Annotated in this window: 21 protein-coding genes; 5 read left to right on the top strand and 16 right to left on the bottom strand. The window is 27.5% G+C overall.

Features of this window, described 5'->3' with window-relative positions; genetic code table 11:
- Positions 1-190: 190 nt before the first annotated feature.
- The 4 genes from aroF to K0040_RS15380 form a co-directional block, all read right to left on the bottom strand.
- Positions 191-1,195 (bottom strand): 3-deoxy-7-phosphoheptulonate synthase, encoded by a 1,005-nt coding sequence (aroF, locus tag K0040_RS15395; RefSeq protein ID WP_228109648.1) that lies wholly within the window; start codon positions 1,193-1,195, stop codon positions 191-193.
- 17 nt (positions 1,196-1,212) lie between these two features.
- Entirely contained in the window at positions 1,213-1,485 is a 273-nt protein-coding gene (locus K0040_RS15390) for a chorismate mutase (RefSeq protein ID WP_228109647.1), read from the bottom strand.
- Between the two features lie 203 nt (positions 1,486-1,688).
- The gene (locus K0040_RS15385; protein ID WP_228109646.1) at positions 1,689-2,384 is read right to left on the bottom strand and encodes a CPBP family intramembrane glutamic endopeptidase; all 696 of its coding nucleotides are present in this window, start codon (positions 2,382-2,384) and stop codon (positions 1,689-1,691) included.
- Positions 2,385-2,478: 94 nt separating this feature from the next.
- Entirely contained in the window at positions 2,479-2,790 is a 312-nt protein-coding gene (locus tag K0040_RS15380) for a helix-turn-helix domain-containing protein (RefSeq protein ID WP_228109645.1), read from the bottom strand.
- Positions 2,791-3,184: 394 nt separating this feature from the next.
- Between K0040_RS15380 and K0040_RS15375 the strand changes: the two genes are divergently transcribed.
- Positions 3,185-4,291 (top strand): DEAD/DEAH box helicase, encoded by a 1,107-nt coding sequence (locus K0040_RS15375; RefSeq protein WP_228109644.1) that lies wholly within the window; start codon positions 3,185-3,187, stop codon positions 4,289-4,291.
- 40 nt (positions 4,292-4,331) lie between these two features.
- Here K0040_RS15375 and K0040_RS15370 read toward each other — a convergent pair whose 3' ends face one another.
- The 8 genes from K0040_RS15370 to K0040_RS15335 all read right to left on the bottom strand — a co-directional run bounded on the left by K0040_RS15370 (position 4,332) and on the right by K0040_RS15335 (position 12,503).
- Entirely contained in the window at positions 4,332-4,688 is a 357-nt protein-coding gene (locus K0040_RS15370; RefSeq protein ID WP_228109643.1) for a hypothetical protein, read from the bottom strand.
- A 22-nt stretch (positions 4,689-4,710) separates the two neighbouring features.
- A complete protein-coding gene (locus K0040_RS15365) occupies positions 4,711-5,157 on the bottom strand; it encodes a YaiI/YqxD family protein (protein ID WP_228109642.1) in 447 nt (148 codons plus the stop codon).
- A 15-nt stretch (positions 5,158-5,172) separates the two neighbouring features.
- A complete protein-coding gene (locus K0040_RS15360; RefSeq protein ID WP_228109641.1) occupies positions 5,173-6,027 on the bottom strand; it encodes an anti-sigma factor domain-containing protein in 855 nt (284 codons plus the stop codon).
- Positions 6,028-6,035: 8 nt separating this feature from the next.
- Positions 6,036-6,686 carry an RNA polymerase subunit sigma gene (locus K0040_RS15355; RefSeq protein WP_228109640.1) on the bottom strand — a complete coding sequence of 217 codons (651 nt, stop codon included), beginning with the start codon at positions 6,684-6,686 and terminating at the stop codon, positions 6,036-6,038.
- A 190-nt stretch (positions 6,687-6,876) separates the two neighbouring features.
- Positions 6,877-7,707, bottom strand: a complete 831-nt coding sequence (locus K0040_RS15350; protein ID WP_228109639.1) for an aldo/keto reductase — start codon at positions 7,705-7,707, stop codon at positions 6,877-6,879.
- Between the two features lie 147 nt (positions 7,708-7,854).
- Positions 7,855-9,711, bottom strand: coding sequence for an ABC transporter ATP-binding protein (locus K0040_RS15345; protein ID WP_331476338.1), 1,857 nt, complete (start codon positions 9,709-9,711; stop codon positions 7,855-7,857).
- Positions 9,704-12,007 carry an ABC transporter ATP-binding protein gene (locus tag K0040_RS15340; RefSeq protein ID WP_228109638.1) on the bottom strand — a complete coding sequence of 768 codons (2,304 nt, stop codon included), beginning with the start codon at positions 12,005-12,007 and terminating at the stop codon, positions 9,704-9,706. Before K0040_RS15340 ends, K0040_RS15345 begins: the two co-directional genes overlap by 8 nt.
- A 28-nt stretch (positions 12,008-12,035) precedes the next feature.
- Positions 12,036-12,503 (bottom strand): MarR family winged helix-turn-helix transcriptional regulator, encoded by a 468-nt coding sequence (locus tag K0040_RS15335; RefSeq protein ID WP_228109637.1) that lies wholly within the window; start codon positions 12,501-12,503, stop codon positions 12,036-12,038.
- A 337-nt stretch (positions 12,504-12,840) separates the two neighbouring features.
- Between K0040_RS15335 and K0040_RS15330 the strand changes: the two genes are divergently transcribed.
- From K0040_RS15330 to K0040_RS15320, 3 genes are all read left to right on the top strand, one after another.
- Positions 12,841-13,566 (top strand): hypothetical protein, encoded by a 726-nt coding sequence (locus K0040_RS15330; protein WP_228109636.1) that lies wholly within the window; start codon positions 12,841-12,843, stop codon positions 13,564-13,566.
- 395 nt (positions 13,567-13,961) lie between these two features.
- Positions 13,962-15,293, top strand: coding sequence for a CoA-disulfide reductase (locus K0040_RS15325; protein ID WP_228109635.1), 1,332 nt, complete (start codon positions 13,962-13,964; stop codon positions 15,291-15,293).
- A gap of 15 nt (positions 15,294-15,308) precedes the next feature.
- Entirely contained in the window at positions 15,309-15,812 is a 504-nt protein-coding gene (locus K0040_RS15320; RefSeq protein WP_228109634.1) for a thioredoxin family protein, read from the top strand.
- Between the two features lie 64 nt (positions 15,813-15,876).
- On the opposite strand, the gene ilvA is transcribed toward K0040_RS15320, so the two are convergent.
- Both ilvA and K0040_RS15310 read right to left on the bottom strand, forming a co-directional pair.
- Positions 15,877-17,094, bottom strand: a complete 1,218-nt coding sequence (gene ilvA / locus K0040_RS15315) for a threonine ammonia-lyase (protein WP_228109633.1) — start codon at positions 17,092-17,094, stop codon at positions 15,877-15,879.
- Between the two features lie 427 nt (positions 17,095-17,521).
- Positions 17,522-17,692, bottom strand: a complete 171-nt coding sequence (locus K0040_RS15310) for a (2Fe-2S)-binding protein (RefSeq protein ID WP_228109632.1) — start codon at positions 17,690-17,692, stop codon at positions 17,522-17,524.
- A 152-nt stretch (positions 17,693-17,844) separates the two neighbouring features.
- Between K0040_RS15310 and K0040_RS15305 the strand changes: the two genes are divergently transcribed.
- Entirely contained in the window at positions 17,845-18,270 is a 426-nt protein-coding gene (locus K0040_RS15305) for a putative ABC transporter permease (protein WP_228109631.1), read from the top strand.
- A gap of 327 nt (positions 18,271-18,597) precedes the next feature.
- On the opposite strand, the gene K0040_RS15300 is transcribed toward K0040_RS15305, so the two are convergent.
- Both K0040_RS15300 and K0040_RS15295 read right to left on the bottom strand, forming a co-directional pair.
- Positions 18,598-19,566, bottom strand: coding sequence for a replication-relaxation family protein (locus tag K0040_RS15300; protein ID WP_228109630.1), 969 nt, complete (start codon positions 19,564-19,566; stop codon positions 18,598-18,600).
- 247 nt (positions 19,567-19,813) lie between these two features.
- Complete coding sequence (locus K0040_RS15295) at positions 19,814-20,779, bottom strand: SPFH domain-containing protein (RefSeq protein ID WP_228109629.1); 966 nt, start codon at positions 20,777-20,779, stop codon at positions 19,814-19,816.
- Positions 20,780-20,782 lie beyond the last annotated feature (3 nt).

The raw sequence follows: 20,782 nt of genomic DNA, 5'->3' as shown, positions 1-20,782 counted from the left end.
ATGAAGGAAGACTTATTTAAAAAACAAATTATTTCTAAAAAAACACCTTTTTACAAGGTGTACTTGACATGCAATTAAATTGGAATTACATTCAAATTAAGGCATGGATACATAATTTTCATATCCACGCCTTAATAAACTTATCATAGAAAGCTATTTACAGAAAAAACTTCACAGTCTCTTTTTATTTTTAATCTTCTACGTTAGAAAGTATTTTTATTTTTTTCATAAGTTTATCAAATTGTTCTGGTGTTATTGATTGTTGCCCATCAGATAAAGCCTTTTGAGGATTATTGTGGACTTCTATCATAAGACCATCACACCCTGCAACTACAGCAGCTTTTGACATAGACTCCACGTATTCGCTACTTCCAGTTCCATGACTTGGATCTACTATTATAGGTAAATGTGAATGTTTTTTTACTACAGGAATAGCGCTTAAATCTAAAGTATTTCTAGTATATGTTTCAAAAGTCCTTATTCCCCTTTCACATAAAATTATATTTTCATTACCACCTGCCATAATATGCTCTGCGCTAAGAAGCCATTCTTCTATTGTTGAAGAAAGCCCTCTTTTTAATATTATAGGCTTATCCGTTTTTCCTACTTGTTTTAACAAATCATAGTTTTGCATATTTCTTGCACCTATTTGTATTATGTCAACAATATCCATAAATTCATCTAAATAACTAATTGACATAAGCTCAGATATAATAGGAAGGCCTGTTTCTTTCTTTGCAACTTCCATTAGCTTAAGTCCATCTAGCTCTAATCCTTGGAAACTGTATGGAGAGGTTCTCGGCTTAAAGGCTCCTCCTCTTAAAAAGTTAGCTCCACTTTTTTTTACTTTTCTTGCAATGTCAACAATTTGCTCTTCACTTTCTACTGCGCAAGGACCAGCTATTATTCCAAGGTGTTTATTTCCAATTTTATTATCATTTATATTTATAATGGTATCTTCTGGATGAAATAATCTATTTGCTTTTTTATATGGTTCTTCAACCTTTAATATTTTCCATACACATTTTAAATTTTTAACTATTTCTAAATCAGATTCTGATGCATCTCCTAATATACCTATAACACAGTTGTGTTTTCCTTTTGACACATTAACGCCTAAATTTTTATTTGTTATATAATTTACTACTTGATTTATATCGTCACTAGTGTAGTCTTTTTCCATTACTACAATCATAGTTTGCCTCCCTCTATTTAGCGGTGATTTTCTTCATTTTGTATCAGTTTGCTTAAATTCATTAAATTTCTAAAAAATCCTTCTAATACAAATCTGTAGTCCTTGTTTTTTAAATAAGATAAATTCTTTTGAATAACTTCTTCTTCTCTTCTAGCATTTAAAATACCTATTTCTTGTTCTTTTTTGCATCTTGATATTTCTCTAGATATATCCATACGTCTTTCAAATAATTCAGTTATCTGCTTATCTATTTCATCTATTTCGTCTCTGTACTTCTTTAAGTTGTCCATAATTTTATTCCTTTCTTATTTAATTTAAAAAAGAGAGCTTATGAGCTCTCTAATAATATCTAATTTATATAGATATTTCAATAGTTTCTTATTTATTTTATTATTATAAGAAATCTATAAGTATAAGTGAACTCAAAATAATGATCTTCCTTTTACTTATTATTTTATCAAGTCATTTTAGTTATTCCATATTTATTAAAAACTTATCGTACAAAAAAAGCATTCATCAAACTATGTATAAATATACATAAATAAGTATCTTTATATTTTATTTTAACCATTCCAAGTATAAATGCTATTATTAAACCAAAGAACACCTTTGAAATAATTATATCGATTGTAAAAAATGAACTACCAACTACACTTAGGTTCTGACTTACTATGTCCCAATAACCTATTTTAAATAAAGCTGATAACAAACTTACAATTACTAAAACTTTTTTTTCATCTTTTTGAAAACTTCTAATATAGTTCCATATGTAATCTCTAAAAATCACTTCTTCAAATATAGGTTGAGCTATTAAAGCTAATGTAAGTATTATCAAGTTAGATGATACATATCCTCCATAAAAGTATGGAGATACAAATATGGCACATAAAGCGATACCACCTAATATTAATCTAATTTTTTTATTATCATATCTGTTATTTAACTTAACCAACCTTTGTCCTGGCGGATTGAATAAATCATTTCCTCTCAAAATAAGAGAAAAACTTATACCAACTAACATAATAGATATAATGTTAGCAATATTAACATTTTCCAATGTGAAGTTTAACTGACTTAAAAATATATATTTTATAATTACCCTAGCAATCTGTACTATAACCATCAAAATAATAGCATCTAGAACATATTCTTTATTTTTAGAAATATATCTATCTTCTTTTATATCCACACATATCACCCACAATTTATTTTGTATAGTATTCATTATAGCACAGTATTAGTAATATATAGAAATATAAAATCATAATAATTTAAGTCTTTAATTAGTCGTATAATCCATTTAAAACTCTACAAACTGTTGCTTTACTCCATGAAGTTTCCTTTGATATTTCTCGATAGCTAAGCCCATCATTTCTTAGCTCTTTTATTTGCTCAATATCTGAGTCTTTAATTTGCTTTTCTTTTGGTTTCAAATTGTTTCTTAATAATTTTAAATGCTCTATCTCCTCTTTTAAGCTCTCTATTTCCATTTGCTTTGCTCTTAATTTTTCTTCATAAGCATCTCTCATTTCATTAAACTCTTTAATATAATTAACTTTCCAATCATCTTGTGATTTTGTTTTAAATAATCCCATTTTATAACACCTCTATTCATATTTATTTCCTTCAATATATGATAGTTTCTTTATTTACAATGAAATCCCTTGTAATTCACAAGTAAATCTATTCTAAAAATTAGGCTAAAATTCAACCTTTTTTATTAATTTTCAAAATATTATTTTATTTTTCTATGTATTAAGAGTATCTTCTTGGTTAAATATTAAAATAATAACATTTAATTTGCATTGACGTAGGATTTATTCTTCTAATGTGATATTATAAATTAGATAAAAAATATATAAAATTAACTTCTCTTTTCATACTCTATATCTTTCCTATGGCTTTAAACTAATATATAGGAACTTTTATTTAGATATATTTGTTACTTAAAATTTAGAGAAGTAAAATTTATAAAGAGAGGTCGTAAATATGAATTTTAAAGAATTAGGCATAGGTAATGACTTAGTAAATGAGTTAAGTCAAATAGGAATAAAAGCTCCTACACCTATACAAGAAGAAGCTATTCCTTTAATTTTAAATAAAAAAGATATAATTGCTCAATCTCAAACTGGTACAGGTAAAACCTTCGCTTTCTTATTACCAATGTTTGAGGATATTAATCCAAAAGATAATAATATTCAAGGATTGATTATTACTCCAACTAGAGAACTTGCTATTCAAATCAGTGAAGCTGCTCAAAAATTAAATAAAGCTAAGGAAATAAATATATTAGCTGCTTACGGTGGAAAAGATATAAAATCTCAATTAAATAAATTAAAAAGAAGTATTCATTTAGTAATTGCTACTCCCGGTAGACTATTGGATCATATAGATAGAGATTCTATAAACCTTAGTAAGTTAAAAACACTTGTTATAGATGAAGCTGACCAAATGCTTTTAATGGGCTTTAAGAACGAAATGGAAGCCATTATAAAAGAAACTAATAAAAAAAGACAAACTTTGTGTTTTTCAGCAACTATGGATTCTGATGTAAAGAAACTAGCTTATAGGCATACAAAAGAGCCTGCTGAAATAACTATCAAAAGCAAAGAAATTACTATCGATACTATAAAACAAGAAGTTGTCGAAACTATAGATAGACATAAAAAAGATGCTTTATGTAAAGTGTTGAATGAAGATAATCCATTTATGGCAATTATTTTTTGTAGAACAAAAAGAAGAGTTGATGCTTTAGAAGAGTCTCTTGCTATTGATGGCTATAATTGTGAAAAATTACATAGTGATATTTCTCAAGCTAAGCGTGAGAGAATAATGAAATCTTTTAGAAAAGCTGATATTCAATATCTAATCGCTACAGATGTAGCATCTAGAGGGCTTGATATTACTGGTATAACTCATATTTATAACTACGATATCCCAGAAACTAGTGAAGATTATATTCATCGTATAGGTAGAACTGGTAGAGCTGGAGAAGATGGTTATACTTGTATGTTTGTTGATCCTAAAAACACTAGAACATTAGAAGAAATTGAAAGCAATATTAAATATAAGATCCCTAGGAGAGTTTTAAAATAAGTTCAATATAAAAAACCTATCTAATTGTAGATAGGTTTTTTTAATTGTGATCAATCATAAATTTAAATTTAATACATAAATCATGTTTACATAGATCTATCAACTTGTAAGCCACATGGTTTTTGGGCTCATTATCATTCTCATCTTCATCAATACCAACAGATACTATTTTTTGCTTTTCATAATCAAATTTAATATTAATATTAGGTGTATAAAAGTCTTTTATATCCACAGAAAAGTCATATAATTTATCTTCTTGCTTTCTTTCAATACCCTTAATTACTAAATGTTTATTTTCAAATAACAAATTATCACCATCCTTATATAATCTATGTTTTCCACACTTAGAAAATTTATAAATAAAAAACAGTATTAATTTATTAATACTGTTTTTCATATTTTTTTATTATAAAATTCTTTTAAATACTAATAAAAGATCTTTTACAAACTTCAACTAAAGTCTTTTCAAAATTAATATTATCTTCCATAGATCTTTTCTTAGGTCCTTTAACTCTACCTCCACTTTTTCTGATTTTCTTAGAAATATGTCTGTTATAAAGTAACCTATCAATATTGTCATTTGTATAGATTAAACCATTTTGATTTATAACATAGGACGCCTTATTAATTGCCATTGCTGCTAAACCGTAATCTTGTGTTATAACCATATCCTCTTTTTGAAGAAGGTTTATAAGGGCAAAATCAACGGAATCTGCTCCTTTTGAAAACACCATTGTTTTTGCTCCTTCTTTATTAAAAACATGCGAAGTATCACACATTATAATTACATCTAAATTAAATTGTTTTGACACCTTTATTGTCAAATCTATTACAGGACATCCATCTCCATCAATTAATATTTTCATATTATCTCCTATTTTTTAATCATCATCTTCATCTTCGTCGTCATCGTCATCATGGTCATCATCGTCGTCTTCATCATCAGATTCATTTTCAGTTCTATCTTCTAACTCATCTTGCAACTCATCCATGACTTCTTCATTTAGATAAACATTATCTTTACCATTTGTACCTAAAAGAGCCATAATTTCATCAACAGACATTTTTTCTATGGTATCTCCTAAAGTATCTTCATCTAGATCACATAACGCTTCATATCTACCTATACTTACACCTTTTTCCTTTGCAAGTGCTATATCTTCTTCATTTCCCTTTAGATAAACAAACTTTGTATTATTTAATCCTTTACTAACTGTATCTTTTACTTCACTTTCATATTTATCATTGCTAATTTTATTAGTAAAAGTAAATCCTACTATACCTTCTTTACTATCACCATGGTTTTTACTTAAATATTTCTCTAAGATATTTATACCTTCTTCTAATGTTTTGCCCTTTAATTCTTCTAAATTAATTGTCTTTCCATCATCGTTAACTCCATAAACATTAACTATATTTTTATTTTTATCCAATTCAAACTCAATACTTGGATTAATATCTATGGACATTAAAGCATAAGCTCCACCTGTAGTATTATTTTTTACTATAGGTACTACTAATAATACTAGCATTGCAGCAATAGTTAAAATAGGTATTATTTTATTTTTCATAGTATTTCTACTTTTAGTTAATTCATATAAATCCTCTTCTAAGAAAAATATTGTATCTCCAACTTGCATGTTTTCCTTATTTCTTATCCTAACAACAGTAGAGTCGTCTTTTAGAACTAAGGAATACTTTTCTTTTATTTCAAGTATAATTCCTTTATTATACATAATTCAACCTACCTTTTTATCCATAATTTTAAATTTCTATAATTCTTATCAAATATTATAATTACTGTAATAATAAACTTTTTACTGCCTTTAATTATTTTTTCTGTCACATTAAATTGTAGTGAAATTCTTTTTATTGGTAATCTCTTTTTTTCATACATAAAATCTACTAGGGGTTTTTCTCTACTGACTTTTTCAGATAAGTTTATAGCATTTTCTCTTGTTTTTTTATGTTTTGGAGCATCATCAACTAAATCCTCAAAATCAAAACCAAATTCCTTCATATTCATTTTTAAATTTTCTATTTCATCTTTTAAATAATTTTGATTTTCTACAGGATTAATAATTTCTTCACTAAATTCTATTCCTTCCTCTTTTAAACTTTCTAAGGATGGATCTAAACGATGTTTGTTTTCTTTTAGTAAATAATTTTTTATTCTACTACTTATTACTAAACTTGCGAAAGGTAGAAATGGACCTTTATCTTCACTATATTTTTTCATAGCTTCATGAAATGCCAGTACACCTATACTAAACTCTTCATCATTTTCAATTGAAACATACCTCTTAGTCACTTTACTTATTGATTTAATGATAAAAGAAAAATGTTCTTCTATAAATTCATTTTCCTCTATGAAATTGCTTCTTTTTAAATTCATTTATCTTCCTTTCTTTGTAATTTATATTAACTCGTTTATTATAATTAAAATTGTAATCCTACTTTTATAGCAAAAGAATCCAACTTCAATTCCTTTTATATTATATAATACAATTATTATCTATTATTTAGGTACTTTTTCCCTTATTAACATAATTTTTTAACAAAAAAAGAGATTTAAAAAATCTCTTTTATATTACTTTATATAAATTATCATACTTTTGTGGTTTCATTCTTTCATTTTTATTAATAGAATCTATTTTATCCATATCTTCTTTTTCTATATTAAAATCAAATATATCAATATTTTCTTTAATTCTATTAATTTTGCTTGTTTTTGGTATGGCAATTACGTTATTTTGTAAATGCCATCTTAATATTATTTGTGCCTCACTTTTATTATATTTTTGAGATAACTGTTTAATTATGGTATTTGATGACAACTGTCCTCTCATTATAGGACTCCATGCTTGAACTACAATATTATGTCTTTTGCAAACTTTTAATAATTCTTTTTCTGAGCGTTTAGGATGTATCTCTACTTGATTTACCATAGGGTTAATTTCTGAAAAACCTATAATTTCTTCTAGTTGTTTCACTGTAAAATTGCAAACTCCTATTGCCCTAACCTTTTTTTCTTTGTATAAGTACTCCATGGCTTTCCAGGTTTCTTTAATATTTTCTGTTGGCCAATGCACTAAATATAAGTCTATGTATTCCAACCCCAACTTGTCTAAAGATTTATTAAAAGCATTTATTGTATTTTCATATCCATCATCATCTATCCATACCTTTGTAGTTAGAAATAGTTCTTCTCTGGGTATGCCTGCCTCTCTTATACCTTTGCCTACACCCTCTTCATTATTATAAAAAGATGCTGTATCTATGCTTGTGTATCCTAAATTAATTGCTTCTTTTATAATATTACAGGCTTCATCATTTTCATTTTGTAATTTATACGTTCCAAATCCTATAATAGGAATTTCTACCCCATTAGATAATTCTCTAATCCTTCTTTCCATTTTTTTAACCTCCACTAAAGTGTCATTTATCAACCCACAATTTTAATAATATATTATTTATTGTGAACCATCAACTATATTAATATAACCAAAAACACCTTAAATATATAATATATTTAAGGTGCTTTACTATTTATATGATTATATTTACATAGCTTCTTTGTCTTCAAATTGTGAATTATATAGATTTGCATAGAAACCATCTTTTGCTAATAATTCTTCGTGATTTCCTTGTTCAACAATGTCTCCATCATTAATAACTAATATTAAATCTGCATTTCTTATAGTTGATAATCTGTGAGCAATTACAAAACTTGTTCTTCCTTCCATTAAATTATCCATAGCTTTTTGTATTAAAAGTTCAGTTCTTGTATCAACAGAACTTGTTGCTTCATCTAAGATTAGTATTTTAGGATCTGCCAATATGGCACGAGCTATAGTTAATAATTGTTTTTGACCTTGTGATATATTACTTGATTCTTCATTCAATAACATATTGTATCCATCTGGTAAAGTTTTTATAAAATGATGAACATGAGCTGCTTTAGCCGCATTTATTACTTCATCATCACTAGCATTTAATCTACCATATCTAATATTTTCTTTTATTGAACCACTAAATAACCAAGTATCTTGAAGAACCATTCCAAATAATTCTCTAAGTTCTCCTCTATTGAAGTCTTTAACATTATGACCATCTACAAGAATCGCTCCAGAGTTTACATCATAGAATCTCATTAACAATTTTATCATAGTTGATTTACCTGCTCCTGTAGGTCCAACTAGTGCAACTTTTTGTCCTGGTTTTACATGAGCTGTAAAGTCTTTAATTATAGTTCTGTCTTTATCGTATCCAAACTTAACATTTTCAAAATCAATTCTACCTTCTAATCCTTCTATACTTACAGGATCTTCTACTATTACATCTTCTTCTTCTTCATTTAGGAATTCAAATACTCTCTCAGCTGCAGCTGCAGTAGATTGTAATTGATTTGATATTTGAGCCATTTGTGATATTGGTTGATTAAAACTTCTTACGTATTGAATAAATGACTGTATATCTCCTACTTCAATTCTATTTTTTATAACTAAATATCCACCAAGTATTGAAACTACAACATAACTTAGATTTCCTACAAACATCATTATAGGTTGCATTATACTTGATAAAAATTGAGCTCTCCATGCTGAATCATATAGTTTGTTATTAATTTTATTGAATTCTTTTATAGATTCTTCTTCTCCGTTGAATGCTTGAACTACTGTGTGGCCACCATATAATTCTTCCACCTGTCCATTTACATTACCTAAGTACTCTTGTTGGCTCTTAAAGTACTTTTGAGATTTTTTAATAACAAAAGAAATTATAAATAATGATATTGGTATAACCACTAATGCACTAACTGTCATAAGTACACTTATAGTTAGCATCATTATTAATACTCCTACTAAAGTAGTAACAGATGTTATTATTTGTGTTAAACTTTGATTTAAACTCATCGCTAAAGTGTCTATATCATTTGTAAACCTTGATAATACTTCCCCATGAGTTCTTGTGTCAAAATATTTCATAGGCAATCTATTTATTTTTTTCACTAATTCATCTCTAAGGTTATATGCTACCTTTTGAGAAATACCACTCATTACATAACCTTGAACAAATGAGAATATAGCACTAACTATATATAGTATAACTAAAACTATTAATATTCTTTTTATAGCTTCAAAATCTATTCCACTACCTTCTCCAGATACTTTTCCAACCAAACCATTAAATATCTCTGTTGTAGCTTTACCTAATATTTTAGGTCCTATTACTGAAAATGTTACACTTCCTATAGCAAATATAAATACTATTATTATTGATAATTTATATTTAGCCAAGTAAGACATTAATGTTCTCATTGTACCCTTGAAGTCTTTAGCTTTTTCTACTGGTCCATTCATTGCATGACCACCCATAGGTCCTCTCGATCTTCTTTGTCTATTGTCTTCTCTACTCATTTTCTAACTCCTCCTTTGAAAGTTGTGATAATGCTATTTCTTTATAGATTTCACAATTTTTTAGAAGTTCTTTATGCGTTCCTATTCCAACTACTCTTCCTTCATCTAATACTACAATTTGATCTGCATCTAAAATTGTACTTATTCTTTGAGCTACTATTAAAACTGTACTCTCTTTAGTTTCTGTTTTTAATGCTTTACGAAGTTTTGCATCTGTTTTGAAATCTAGGGCAGAGAAACTATCATCAAATATAAATATTTCTGGATCTTTTGCTATTGCTCTAGCAATAGATAATCTTTGTTTCTGACCACCTGATACGTTTGATCCACCTTGGGATATTTCAGAATCAAATTTATCTTCTTTATCATTTATAAAATCTATTGATTGAGCTATCCTTGCTGCTTTTATTATTTCTTCATCTGTAGCATCTTTTTTGCCGTATCTTAAATTTGAATCAATTGTTCCAGAGAATAATATTCCTTTTTGCGGAACATATCCAATCTTTTGTCTTAAGTCATGAATTGATACATTTTTTATATCTGTTCCATTTACTTTAATTTCACCTTCTGTGACATCGTGGAATCTTGGTATTAAATTAATTAGTGTAGACTTTCCACTTCCAGTACTTCCAATAAATGCTGTTGTTTCACCTGGCTTTGCAGTAAAGTTAATATCATGTAATATTTTTTCATCTGCATCAGGGTACTTAAACGAAACATTTTTAAATTCAACTAAACCTTTTTTATTATTATCAAAAGCTTTAGGATTTTTATCTTCTTTAATTACTATATCTTTGTCTAACACTTCATTTATACGTTTAGCTGATACTGCTGCTCTTGGCAACATAACAGAGACCATTGATATCATTAAGAATGACATTACTATTTGCATTGTATATTGAATAAATGCCATCATATCTCCAACTTGCATTGATCCTGTATCTATGTTTTTTGCACCTACCCATACTATTAATACTGATATAACGTTCATAACAAGAATCATAGCTGGCATCATACAAGACATCATTCTATTAACAAACATATTTACTTTAGTTAAATCTTTATTAACTCCATCAAATCTCTTTTCTTCAAATCTTTCTGTACTAAATGCACGTATAACAGGAAGTCCTGTTAGTATTTCTCTTGTTACTAAATTTAATTTATCTACTAGGTTTTGTAATAATTTAAATCTAGGCATTACTGTTAAGAATAATATACCTACTATTATAACAACACCTAAAACTGCCACACCTATAATCCATGTCATAGATGTATTAGTATTAAGTGCTTTGTATATACCTCCCAGCGCCATAAATGGTGCGTAAAATACCATTCTTAACATCATAACTGTCATTTGTTGTATTTGTTGTATATCATTTGTACTACGTGTTATTAATGATGCTGTAGAAAATTCAGCCATTTCTTTACTAGAAAATCTCATTACTTTTTCAAATGTTTTAGATCTTAAAGTACGTCCTAAAGATGCTCCTACCTTTGATGCTAAGAATCCTACTGCAATAGCTGCTATCACACTTAATACAGTTATTCCAATCATTATTACTCCTGTAGTGAGTATGTATTTTGTTTGAAGGCTTCCAGTATCTATACCAATTTCATTGTATTCACTCTTAACAAAAGACACAGCCCCCTGGCTAATCATGGCGTCTGGTAAATCAACCAGTTGTTTATCTATTTCTTTAATTATTTCATTTCTTTGATCTTTTGTCATTGATTTCAATATGTCAAATATGTCCATATTTTCTAAATTAGTATTCATTGTAGAATTGGCCATATTCCCTTGTGGCATGTTTTGTAATGACATATTAGATGTCATGTTCTTTTTCATTTGTTCTTGAATTATTTTACTTGATTCATCGTCACTTTCTAATCCATATAGAATTAATTCTGGCTTACCAAGTATATTTTCTAATTTTGATAAAGTGTCTTCTTTATCTGTATTTAATAAATATAAATCTTCTTTATCTAAAGCTGGATATAATTCTTTGTATTTATTAAATTCATCACTACTTAAAGAATCCTTACTCAATAATTTATAATTGTCTAGTATAGTATTTTTATTTTTATCACTCATAAAAATAAAAAGTTTATCCATTTGGTTTTTTCTTATTACCTCTGGAACAGAATTTTCTATTCCTCCTTGTTGTATACCTATATTAATAATATTTGAAGTATAAGTAGGTAAAGATAGTTCACAACTTGCTTGGCCTGCTAAAAGTAATATAATAATTAAAATTATAAAACTTGAATTTTTTAAATGCTTAAATATTTTTAACATCTTTTCTCCCTTTCTTCATTTTATGACTTTATTTTTCTGACTGCAATTCTTCTATAACATCATAAAGTTTTCCAAACAGACGAATTAAATTATCAGTATCTTCTTCACCCATTTTTTCAACTAATTGACAAGTAAAATTTTCGAATTTTCTATCTTGGTCTTTTAAAAACTCCTCTCCTTTTTGAGTCAACTTCACATATACTACTCTTCTGTCACTTTTGTTAGAAGTTCTTTGAATGTATCCTTTTTCTTCCATAACATTTAACATTTTTGATGTTGCCGGTTTCGTAATACACAAATCTTTCGTTAACTCAGATGTCTTCATCCCATAATAATTTTCATCGTCTTTATTGCTCAAACAATTATTATAAATAACTTTTATCGTCATAAGCATACCTGGTTGAAATTCTTGAGATTTTTTATGTTTATGAGCTAGCTTTTTTATTTTTGCTATAGAATCTAAAAACTCTTTAGATTTTTTTTGTAGCATACTCATTTTTTCATCCCTTTCTGTTTATTTTAGTTAACCATGACAATAGTTAACCAAAGCAACTATTATTATAGGCAACTTTTTTTATTGAGTCAAGTTAAATTTTATATTGTTAATACAATAACATTTTTAAGTATATAACATACTATTATTTCATTATTATTTGCACTTATATCTTTGTAATAATCTATTTTTATGTTGTAAATATTTGTATTTTATTTTCATTGATGACTTTTTAGAATGATTGGTAAATTTTTCACATTTATCTGATATAACTGATATAATTATATTAGATAGATTTTTATATATTTTATATTTTTTTATAAGGGTGGGTTGATGAGTTATGAGGTTTGATTGTTTTTATTATCCTATTTTAAGTGAAGATGAATGTGTGGTTAGAAGTAACGAAGGAATTAAAGATTTTGATTTTGGAGATAAAGTTCCTACAAAAACTTTATATTACAACTACAATCCTAGCTTTGTTATTTTCCAAAATAGTAAGCTATTTATTGTTGAAGATGGCATCCTAAAAGAAGAAGCTAATGTAGACGATCTTAAGTTTCCATTAAAAATTATATTTAATCATGGAACTCAATTGACAATTGATAAAAAATCAGATTTATCATCTATTAGGTTACTAGTACCTGGATTTTTTGAAGATGAAAAATATTTAGGTGAATTATTTTTCTTATCAGAAGTTTATACAAGAAGGATAAGAGATGCACAATATCGTGTAATGAATGAACTTACTAATTCAGTAATAGATGTTAAATATCTTAATGATGAAATTCACAATGCAACAAAAGGCCTATTAAGCCAATTAAAAGTTATACAAGAAAAATTCGTAAAATTAATTGATAGTAATCCTTGCTTAATTGATGATTATCTAAATTATATGAATTTCCATAACGAAGAAGATATGTTACAAATTGGAATTAATAAATATTTCGAGGAAGGTACAGAACAATATAATGAGTACAGAAAAAATTCTTTAATATACAATAGAAAGCCTATCTATCCTAAATTCAAACTAGAGCATCTAGTGAGCTCAATCAGCAAGTATAAATAATATTTTAAATTTTATAAGATATAAAAAAGCTATATCAAAACAAATTTATTGTTTTGATATAGCTTTTTAAATTAATATCCCCCCCATATTGGGCTTGACTGAGGTTCATTTATGCCAATTTGATCAATTCATGAGGGATAATCCCCTGATTCTATGCCTGCATATAAGCTATTCTGAGCAAAATTTATATAAGTATATACAGCTACATCTCTTCCTCTGTATTGATACATATGTTTCCTACAGTATAATAATTTTTATATTTTAAAGTAAATTAAATACCTTAATTTATTATATTTTTCTTATATAAATCTTGTAATTAGATTATTTATCCTCTTTTCAGGGTATTATCATAATGATAAAATAAATATTAATAATTTATACCTAAGGAGATAAAAATGAAAGTTATTATAATAGGAGCTGTAGCTGCAGGTATGTCTGCTGCTGCAAAATTAAAAAGAATAAAGCCTGATTATGAGGTTATAGTATATGAAAAAACTGACATAGTATCTTTTGGAGCTTGTGGCCTTCCTTATTATGTTGGCGGATTTTTCCAAGATTCTAATATGATGATTGCAAGAGAAAAGTCAAAATTTATAGAATCAGGAATCGATTTAAGAACTTTTAAAGAAGTTATCGATGTTAATACTGATAGTAAAACTCTTACTATAAAAGATTCTTTAACTGAGGAAATCTTCACAGATAAATATGATAAATTAATGATTGCTACTGGGGCAAGTAGTATTATGCCTTCTTTAGACAAATCATATGAAAATTTAACTACCCTAAAAGATATGAATGATGGCTTAAAAGTTAGAGAGTTAATGCATAAGGAAGAAAATAATAATATAGTTATTCTAGGAGCTGGCTTTATAGGAATAGAAACTATTGAAGCTGCTAAAAAATTAAATAAAAATATTCATTTAGTAGGTAGGAGTAGTAGAGTTTTAAATAAGGTATTTGATAAAGAAATTACTGATTTATTAGAAGAAGAATTAAGAAAGAATAATATACATTTACATCTTGGCGAAACTGTTAAGGAATATGTAGGAAATAATAAAATCACAAAAGTCATAACGAATAATGGTGAAATAGATACTGATTTAGTAGTCATTTCCATAGGTGTAAAGCCTAATACTTCATTCTTAAAAAACACAAATATTGATATGCTTCCTAATGGCGCTATAATAGTTGACGAGGGCGGCAGAACATCTATTAAAGATGTTTATTCTGCAGGAGATTGTGCAACTATAAAAAATCTAGTTACCAACGAAGATATGTACGTTCCTTTAGCTACTGGAGCAAACAAACTAGGTAGAATTGTAGGAGAAAATTTAGGTGGAATGAATTCTTCTTTTCCTGGTTCTTTAGCTTCTAGTTGTATAAAAGTTTTAGATATGGAGGCTGCTGTTACTGGCCTTACAGAAGAAAAAGCTAAGTCTCTTAATATTGATTATAAAACTAAATGCATAACTAATTATAACCAAACACACTACTATCCAGGTCGTGAAAAATTATTAGTTAAATTAGTTTACCATGCAAAAACTAAAGTTATTCTTGGTGGTCAAATAGTTGGATACAAAGATGCTGTTCAAAGAGCTAATGTAATAGCTACTGCCATTACAGCAGGTATGACTACAGAGCAACTTGGCATGCTAGACTTATGCTATGCACCCCCATTTGCTACAACTTGGGATGTTTTAAATGTTGCAGGAAATGTAAGTAAATAACTTAGGAGGTAATTTATGAATCAAATGACATTGGAAGAATTATATAAAGTTGGATATTCTTTTGAAACCTCAGTTGGTGAAGGTTCAAAAAGTGAAAGGTCTAGGATAGCAAAAAATTCGTCTAGAATAGTTTTAGACGATGAGTTAACAAATAATATTATAAGCTTTGACAAAGAAATAAAGTTCTTAGTCGCTGGAGAAATATGGTGTCCTGACTATCAGCTAAATGGATCTGTACTAAAAAAATTTATAGATTTAAATACTAATTTTGATATGTCTATAATTACTATGGCTAGAGGCAAAAAATTTTTAGAGCCCATCTTAGGCATAGAAAATGCTAAATATCCATTAATAGTTGTTTTAGACAAGAACTTTAATATACTTGGATCTTTTGAAGAAAGGCCTGAAATCGTAAAAAACTCAAAAAACTTCGATGAAATAAAGCTTAATTATTATAAAGGACAGTATTTGACAAATTCTGCAAATGATATTTGGAGTATAATAAAAAGCCATAAATAACAAAAAAGACTATCATATTGATAGTCTTTTAATCTATATTTTATTCCCTAATAAATATAGATTTTTATAATTCAGTTACTTTAAATCCAGCTGCTTCTATTTCACTTTTTATTTTAGCTATATGATCATGATCAAAAGTTTCAAGTATGAACTCTGCTGATTGTTTTCCTATAGCTCCACCTGAAGATAATCTAGTTTGATTAGCATTTAATATATTTGCATTATTTTCACTTATTATTTTTATTAATTGTAAGAATCCACCTGGTTTATCAGTCATTATTGTAGAGAATGAATATCTTCTTCCTTCTTTAGCTAAACCTGCTCCTATAACTCTGTATAATGTATTAACGTCTACATTACCACCAGAAACTATACAAACAACTTTTTCCCCTGAAGCTGGTTGATATTTTTTAGATAATAAAGCTGCTGTTGAAACTGCTCCAGCACCTTCAGAAACTATTTTTTGATGTTCTAATAAGAATAACATTCCTTGAGCTATTTCTTCTTCACTTACTGTTATTACTTCATCAACTAATTCTTTTATTATTTCAAAAGTAGCATCTCCTGGAGTTTTAACAGCTATACCATCAGCTATTGTAGCAGCATGGAAAGCAGTTGTGACCTTTCCATTCTTTACTGATTCTTGCATTGAAGGTATATTTGCAGTTTGAACACCTACAATTTTCACATTTGGGTTTAAAGCTTTTGCCGCTACTGCAACACCAGCTATTATTCCCCCACCACCAATTGGGCAAAGTATAGTATCTACTTCATTATTTAATTGTTCAAATATTTCTAAAGAAATTGTTCCTTGTCCAGCCATTACATATTCGTTGTTGAATGGATGTATGAAAGTAGCACCAGTTTCTTTTTGTATTTCTACAGCTTTTGCATAAGCATCATCATAAACTTCCCCGTTTAATACAACTTCTGCTCCATATCCCCTAGTCGCGGAAACCTTTGCAAGAGGTGCAGTAGCTGGCATTACTATTGTAGCTTTTATTCCAGTCATCTGTGCCCCTAATGCAACACCTTGAGCATGATTTCCAGCACTTGAAGCTATGACACCGTTTGCTTTTTGTTCCTCAGTTAAATTTGCTATCGTGTTAACAGCCCCTCTTACCTTGAAAGATCCTGTCTTTTGTAAGTTTTCACACTTATAGAAAACGTTAGCCCCTGTCATTTCACTCAAAGTTTTACTTTCTAAAACAGGAGTTTCTTTAACTACATCTTTAATAGTTTCTTGAGCTTTTTTTACATCATTTAAAGTAACTTTTAACATATTAATCTTCCCTCTCTTTTTATATATAATAAAATGTTTTGTATTAGTAAATCATTTTCCCATCTTGTAAAACATTTTCCTAATCTATTCCTTAAGTACGAATTTATTATACAATAATCATATAAAAATATCAAATAACTTTATTTTATATTACTAATAAAAATTATCCATATTATTTTCTTATTATATTTAGAATATTTAGCATATTTTTTAAAGTTGGCTTTAACACTTAATTGGAGGAAATAACCATATTATAAATCAGGATCATTTTACCAAACATTTGCATCAAAATATCCTTAAATTACCAGTATAATTTATAAATTTTAGGTTATATTTTGTACAAATTTCTAATATTATATCAAAAAAAATTTTACATATGCACAAAAATAAGAGGACTTTCAGTCCTCTTATTACAATGTATTAATTATTATAATACTTCTTTAAGTGCTTCTTCAATTTCACAGTCGCATCCAGCACAGATTGTTCCTGCTTCAGTCATTTCCTTTATATCATCTACTGTTTTAGCTCCATTAGCTACAGCTTTTTTTATATCTTCTAATGAAGTTCCCATGCAATCGCATATTATTCTGTCTGACATTATATTTACCTCCTAATTGTCTTTTGTAATATATATTTACCCCTTATTTATTTTACCTAAACAAAATTTGTTACTTTTTTTCCCATGTATGTTAATTCATTGGTTAGAAAAAATAATTACTAATATTAAGAAATTTATAAGGAGTAGAATCTATGAAAATTTTAAATACTATACTAAAATACTTAACATTATTTCTCATAGGAGGTATAACCTATTACTTCATTGAAATTGTTTATAGAGGATATTCTCATTATTCAATGATAATAGTAGGTGGTCTTTGCTTTATACTTATAGGATCTATAAACGAATTTTCAAATAAAGAAATTCCTTTATTACTTCAAATGTTAATTTCTGTTCTTATTGTTAATATTGTAGAATTAGTTTCAGGAATTATAATAAATAGAATATTATTATTAAACGTATGGGATTACTCACAACTAAAATATAATTTTTTAGGCCAAATATCCTTAAATAGCTCCATTGCTTGGTTTTTCTTATCACTTTTTGCCATATATATGGATGATTTATTAAGATATGTTATTTTTAAGGAAAAAAAGCCAAAATATAAATTTATATAAAAAAATAAAGCCCTGCTACGAGGGTACAGGGCTTAAGGTTTATAATGATAGATAAAAGAGTGTGAGGGAATCTATCATTATACGGGTATTTAAGTAAATTATTAAGCTAGTCTTTCTATGCTTTAATAATACCTTATTAATATGAATTTAATGTAAATTTTTTATGAATGAATGTAGAATTTTAGCTATATATACTTTTTTATTTTATATTTTAAAAATAATTCACTATAACTTATAGAACAACAACATATATTATTTTTATACAATAATTTTTAAATTTTATAATAAAAAATCACCATAGACAAATTTTGTCCATAGTGATTTTTATTAGCATTTAAATAAAAATGAAAATAAGTTCTTTTTACTTTGCTTTTCCTCTAATGCAAAAAATGCTTCTTTTAAGCTATATAGTAATATTCTATCAAAAGTGAATATTATATCTATATTAACTTCATCTTGTCTGCTCTTAATCATATTCATGATTTCTAGCATATGATCGTAAGACTCACCTTGTATTATTAAGTTTGGCTTTTCACTAAATTTAATATTTAAATTATCATAATGCTCAATTACATTCTCATATCTATGTAATTTGTTTAGAAATTCTTCTTTCCAATTATCTGTTTTTCTAACAACTTCTATTAGATAGGTTTTTCCACCATTTGTTAATATAGACTGAGGTCTCACTATGCAATTTCTTATGTTTTCATTTAGTATTATTTTAGAAACTTTAAATTGTGTATCTTTTACCATAACTTGTGTTAATAGTTGATTTGATGCTAGTAAACACTTAATCTTTGCAGTTTTAATTTCGCTTACATATCCTTGTGAATATGTTTTCCTGTCCAATGCTCTTAATAATCCTATCCCATGATACCCTAAATAATAAGCTTTATATGAACTTGTACTATTTTCTGATACAAACTCAATTTGTTTTATAAAGCTTTTCTCCTTCAATCTTGTGAGTTTTCTAGCTACTGATTTTGATTCTACATCTACCCCACTTTTATTTAGATATGTGGTAATTTGTAGAGAAGTTGCAAAAACTAAATTATTAATAGCAAATAGTATCATTTTTTCCACTTCACCAATGTGTCCCTTTTCCAATAAAAAATCCACTTCTGATTTTGATGTAGTTCTCTTTGGCCTATTGATTTTATGATTGTCCCCTTTATAAGATGCAAATGGTGATAATTTAGTTTCAATATACTCTTCATTTGGATTTTTTAAATCTACTGCTGTACAGTACTTTCCTATAGGTGAAACCAACTCTGTACTTTTTCTTTTGTTCCTCATAATACTCCCCCCCCTGATGTGTCTAGGAAACATAATTAATGCTTCCATTAAATAGCATATTTATATTATAATATTTTTTAATATATTTTACATTTATAATTATTTAAAATTAAATAAAATTTTTATTTTTCGTTTAATTTAGTAAGATATATTATTATTTTTTCATATTTGAATAACTCAATTATATTTTAGTATAAATACCAATAAAAAAGATATAAGTTTTATATAACTTATACCGTTTTTATCGTTAAACTAACTTTGTTCCACAATTAGGACAGAAATTAGACCCTTCATTTTTTGTTCCACAGTTTGGACAAAAGTTAGGTTTTGTTCCTTCTGATGAACTTTTTTGGGTTTCGTTGTTTTGTGGCTTTTTATTTATATTTTCCACCATTTGTTGCCCCATCATCATTCCAACTTGCATTCCTGCCATATCAGATGCCATAGATCCTCTAGAACCACCTTTTGATAAAGAGTCTGCCATGGCAACTTGAGTATATTTATTAATATCACCAACCATGCTATGAGATGCAGCTTTTGTAGCCATTTCTTGTATCTCTTTTGGGTATGATACACTTGATATAGTGAAGTTTGTAATAGCTATTCCTATCTTCTCCATCTCCATATCTAAATCTTCTTGTATTCCCTTAGATATTTCAAATGCATTAGCTTGAAGATTAAAAATATCTCTACCTTCTTTTACTATCCATTTCATAATAACTTGATCTAACATAGACATAATACGTGATTTTACATCTTCCATGGTAAATTGTTTTTTAATCCCCGCAATTTTATCAATTAGTACTTCATAGTCTGATATCTTACAGCAGAACGTTCCAAAGGATTTTATTGGCATTCCTCCTGGAAGTCCTATTGCTGGTATATTAATAGCATTTTTCGTACCCCATTTTACTGTTAGTTCTTTTGTATTAACAAATAAAACCTCAGCTCTAATTCCACTATTAAACCCAAATCTAAATCCTTTTAATGTTGATAAAAAAGGAATTATTTCTGATTCCATATCAAAGCTTCCTTCATCCTTAAAAATTCCTTCTATTTTACCATTATACATAAAGATAGCATCTTGCCCCATTCTAACAACTAGTTTACTACCTTTTTTTATTTCTTTGTTGTCCCATTTCCAAAATAGCATATCATCTCTAAATTCTTCCCATTCAACTACATTGGAAAATTGGTTACTAAATAGTCCCATAAT

It is taken from the genome of Terrisporobacter petrolearius (assembly GCF_020748185.1).
Taxonomy (GTDB): Bacteria; Bacillota; Clostridia; order Peptostreptococcales; family Peptostreptococcaceae; genus Terrisporobacter; species Terrisporobacter petrolearius.
The sequence above is the reverse complement of the archived record's forward strand: the minus strand, read 5'-3'. Positions and strand labels throughout refer to the sequence as shown.

Excerpts from the sequence above, each read along its gene's own strand:
- aroF (WP_228109648.1), bottom strand. The coding sequence starts at position 1,195 with ATGATTGTAGTAATGGAAAAAGACTACACTAGTGACGATATAAATCAA.
- K0040_RS15390 (WP_228109647.1), bottom strand. The coding sequence starts at position 1,485 with ATGGACAACTTAAAGAAGTACAGAGACGAAATAGATGAAATAGATAAG.
- K0040_RS15380 (WP_228109645.1), bottom strand. The coding sequence starts at position 2,790 with ATGGGATTATTTAAAACAAAATCACAAGATGATTGGAAAGTTAATTAT.
- K0040_RS15375 (WP_228109644.1), top strand. The coding sequence starts at position 3,185 with ATGAATTTTAAAGAATTAGGCATAGGTAATGACTTAGTAAATGAGTTA.
- K0040_RS15370 (WP_228109643.1), bottom strand. The coding sequence starts at position 4,688 with ATGAAAAACAGTATTAATAAATTAATACTGTTTTTTATTTATAAATTT.
- K0040_RS15365 (WP_228109642.1), bottom strand. The coding sequence starts at position 5,157 with ATGAAAATATTAATTGATGGAGATGGATGTCCTGTAATAGATTTGACA.
- K0040_RS15360 (WP_228109641.1), bottom strand. The coding sequence starts at position 6,027 with ATGTATAATAAAGGAATTATACTTGAAATAAAAGAAAAGTATTCCTTA.
- K0040_RS15355 (WP_228109640.1), bottom strand. The coding sequence starts at position 6,686 with ATGAATTTAAAAAGAAGCAATTTCATAGAGGAAAATGAATTTATAGAA.
- K0040_RS15350 (WP_228109639.1), bottom strand. The coding sequence starts at position 7,707 with ATGGAAAGAAGGATTAGAGAATTATCTAATGGGGTAGAAATTCCTATT.
- K0040_RS15345 (WP_331476338.1), bottom strand. The coding sequence starts at position 9,711 with ATGAGTAGAGAAGACAATAGACAAAGAAGATCGAGAGGACCTATGGGT.
- K0040_RS15340 (WP_228109638.1), bottom strand. The coding sequence starts at position 12,007 with ATGTTAAAAATATTTAAGCATTTAAAAAATTCAAGTTTTATAATTTTA.
- K0040_RS15335 (WP_228109637.1), bottom strand. The coding sequence starts at position 12,503 with ATGAGTATGCTACAAAAAAAATCTAAAGAGTTTTTAGATTCTATAGCA.
- K0040_RS15330 (WP_228109636.1), top strand. The coding sequence starts at position 12,841 with ATGAGGTTTGATTGTTTTTATTATCCTATTTTAAGTGAAGATGAATGT.
- K0040_RS15325 (WP_228109635.1), top strand. The coding sequence starts at position 13,962 with ATGAAAGTTATTATAATAGGAGCTGTAGCTGCAGGTATGTCTGCTGCT.
- K0040_RS15320 (WP_228109634.1), top strand. The coding sequence starts at position 15,309 with ATGAATCAAATGACATTGGAAGAATTATATAAAGTTGGATATTCTTTT.
- ilvA (WP_228109633.1), bottom strand. The coding sequence starts at position 17,094 with ATGTTAAAAGTTACTTTAAATGATGTAAAAAAAGCTCAAGAAACTATT.
- K0040_RS15310 (WP_228109632.1), bottom strand. The coding sequence starts at position 17,692 with ATGTCAGACAGAATAATATGCGATTGCATGGGAACTTCATTAGAAGAT.
- K0040_RS15305 (WP_228109631.1), top strand. The coding sequence starts at position 17,845 with ATGAAAATTTTAAATACTATACTAAAATACTTAACATTATTTCTCATA.
- K0040_RS15300 (WP_228109630.1), bottom strand. The coding sequence starts at position 19,566 with ATGAGGAACAAAAGAAAAAGTACAGAGTTGGTTTCACCTATAGGAAAG.
- K0040_RS15295 (WP_228109629.1), bottom strand. The coding sequence starts at position 20,779 with ATGGGACTATTTAGTAACCAATTTTCCAATGTAGTTGAATGGGAAGAA.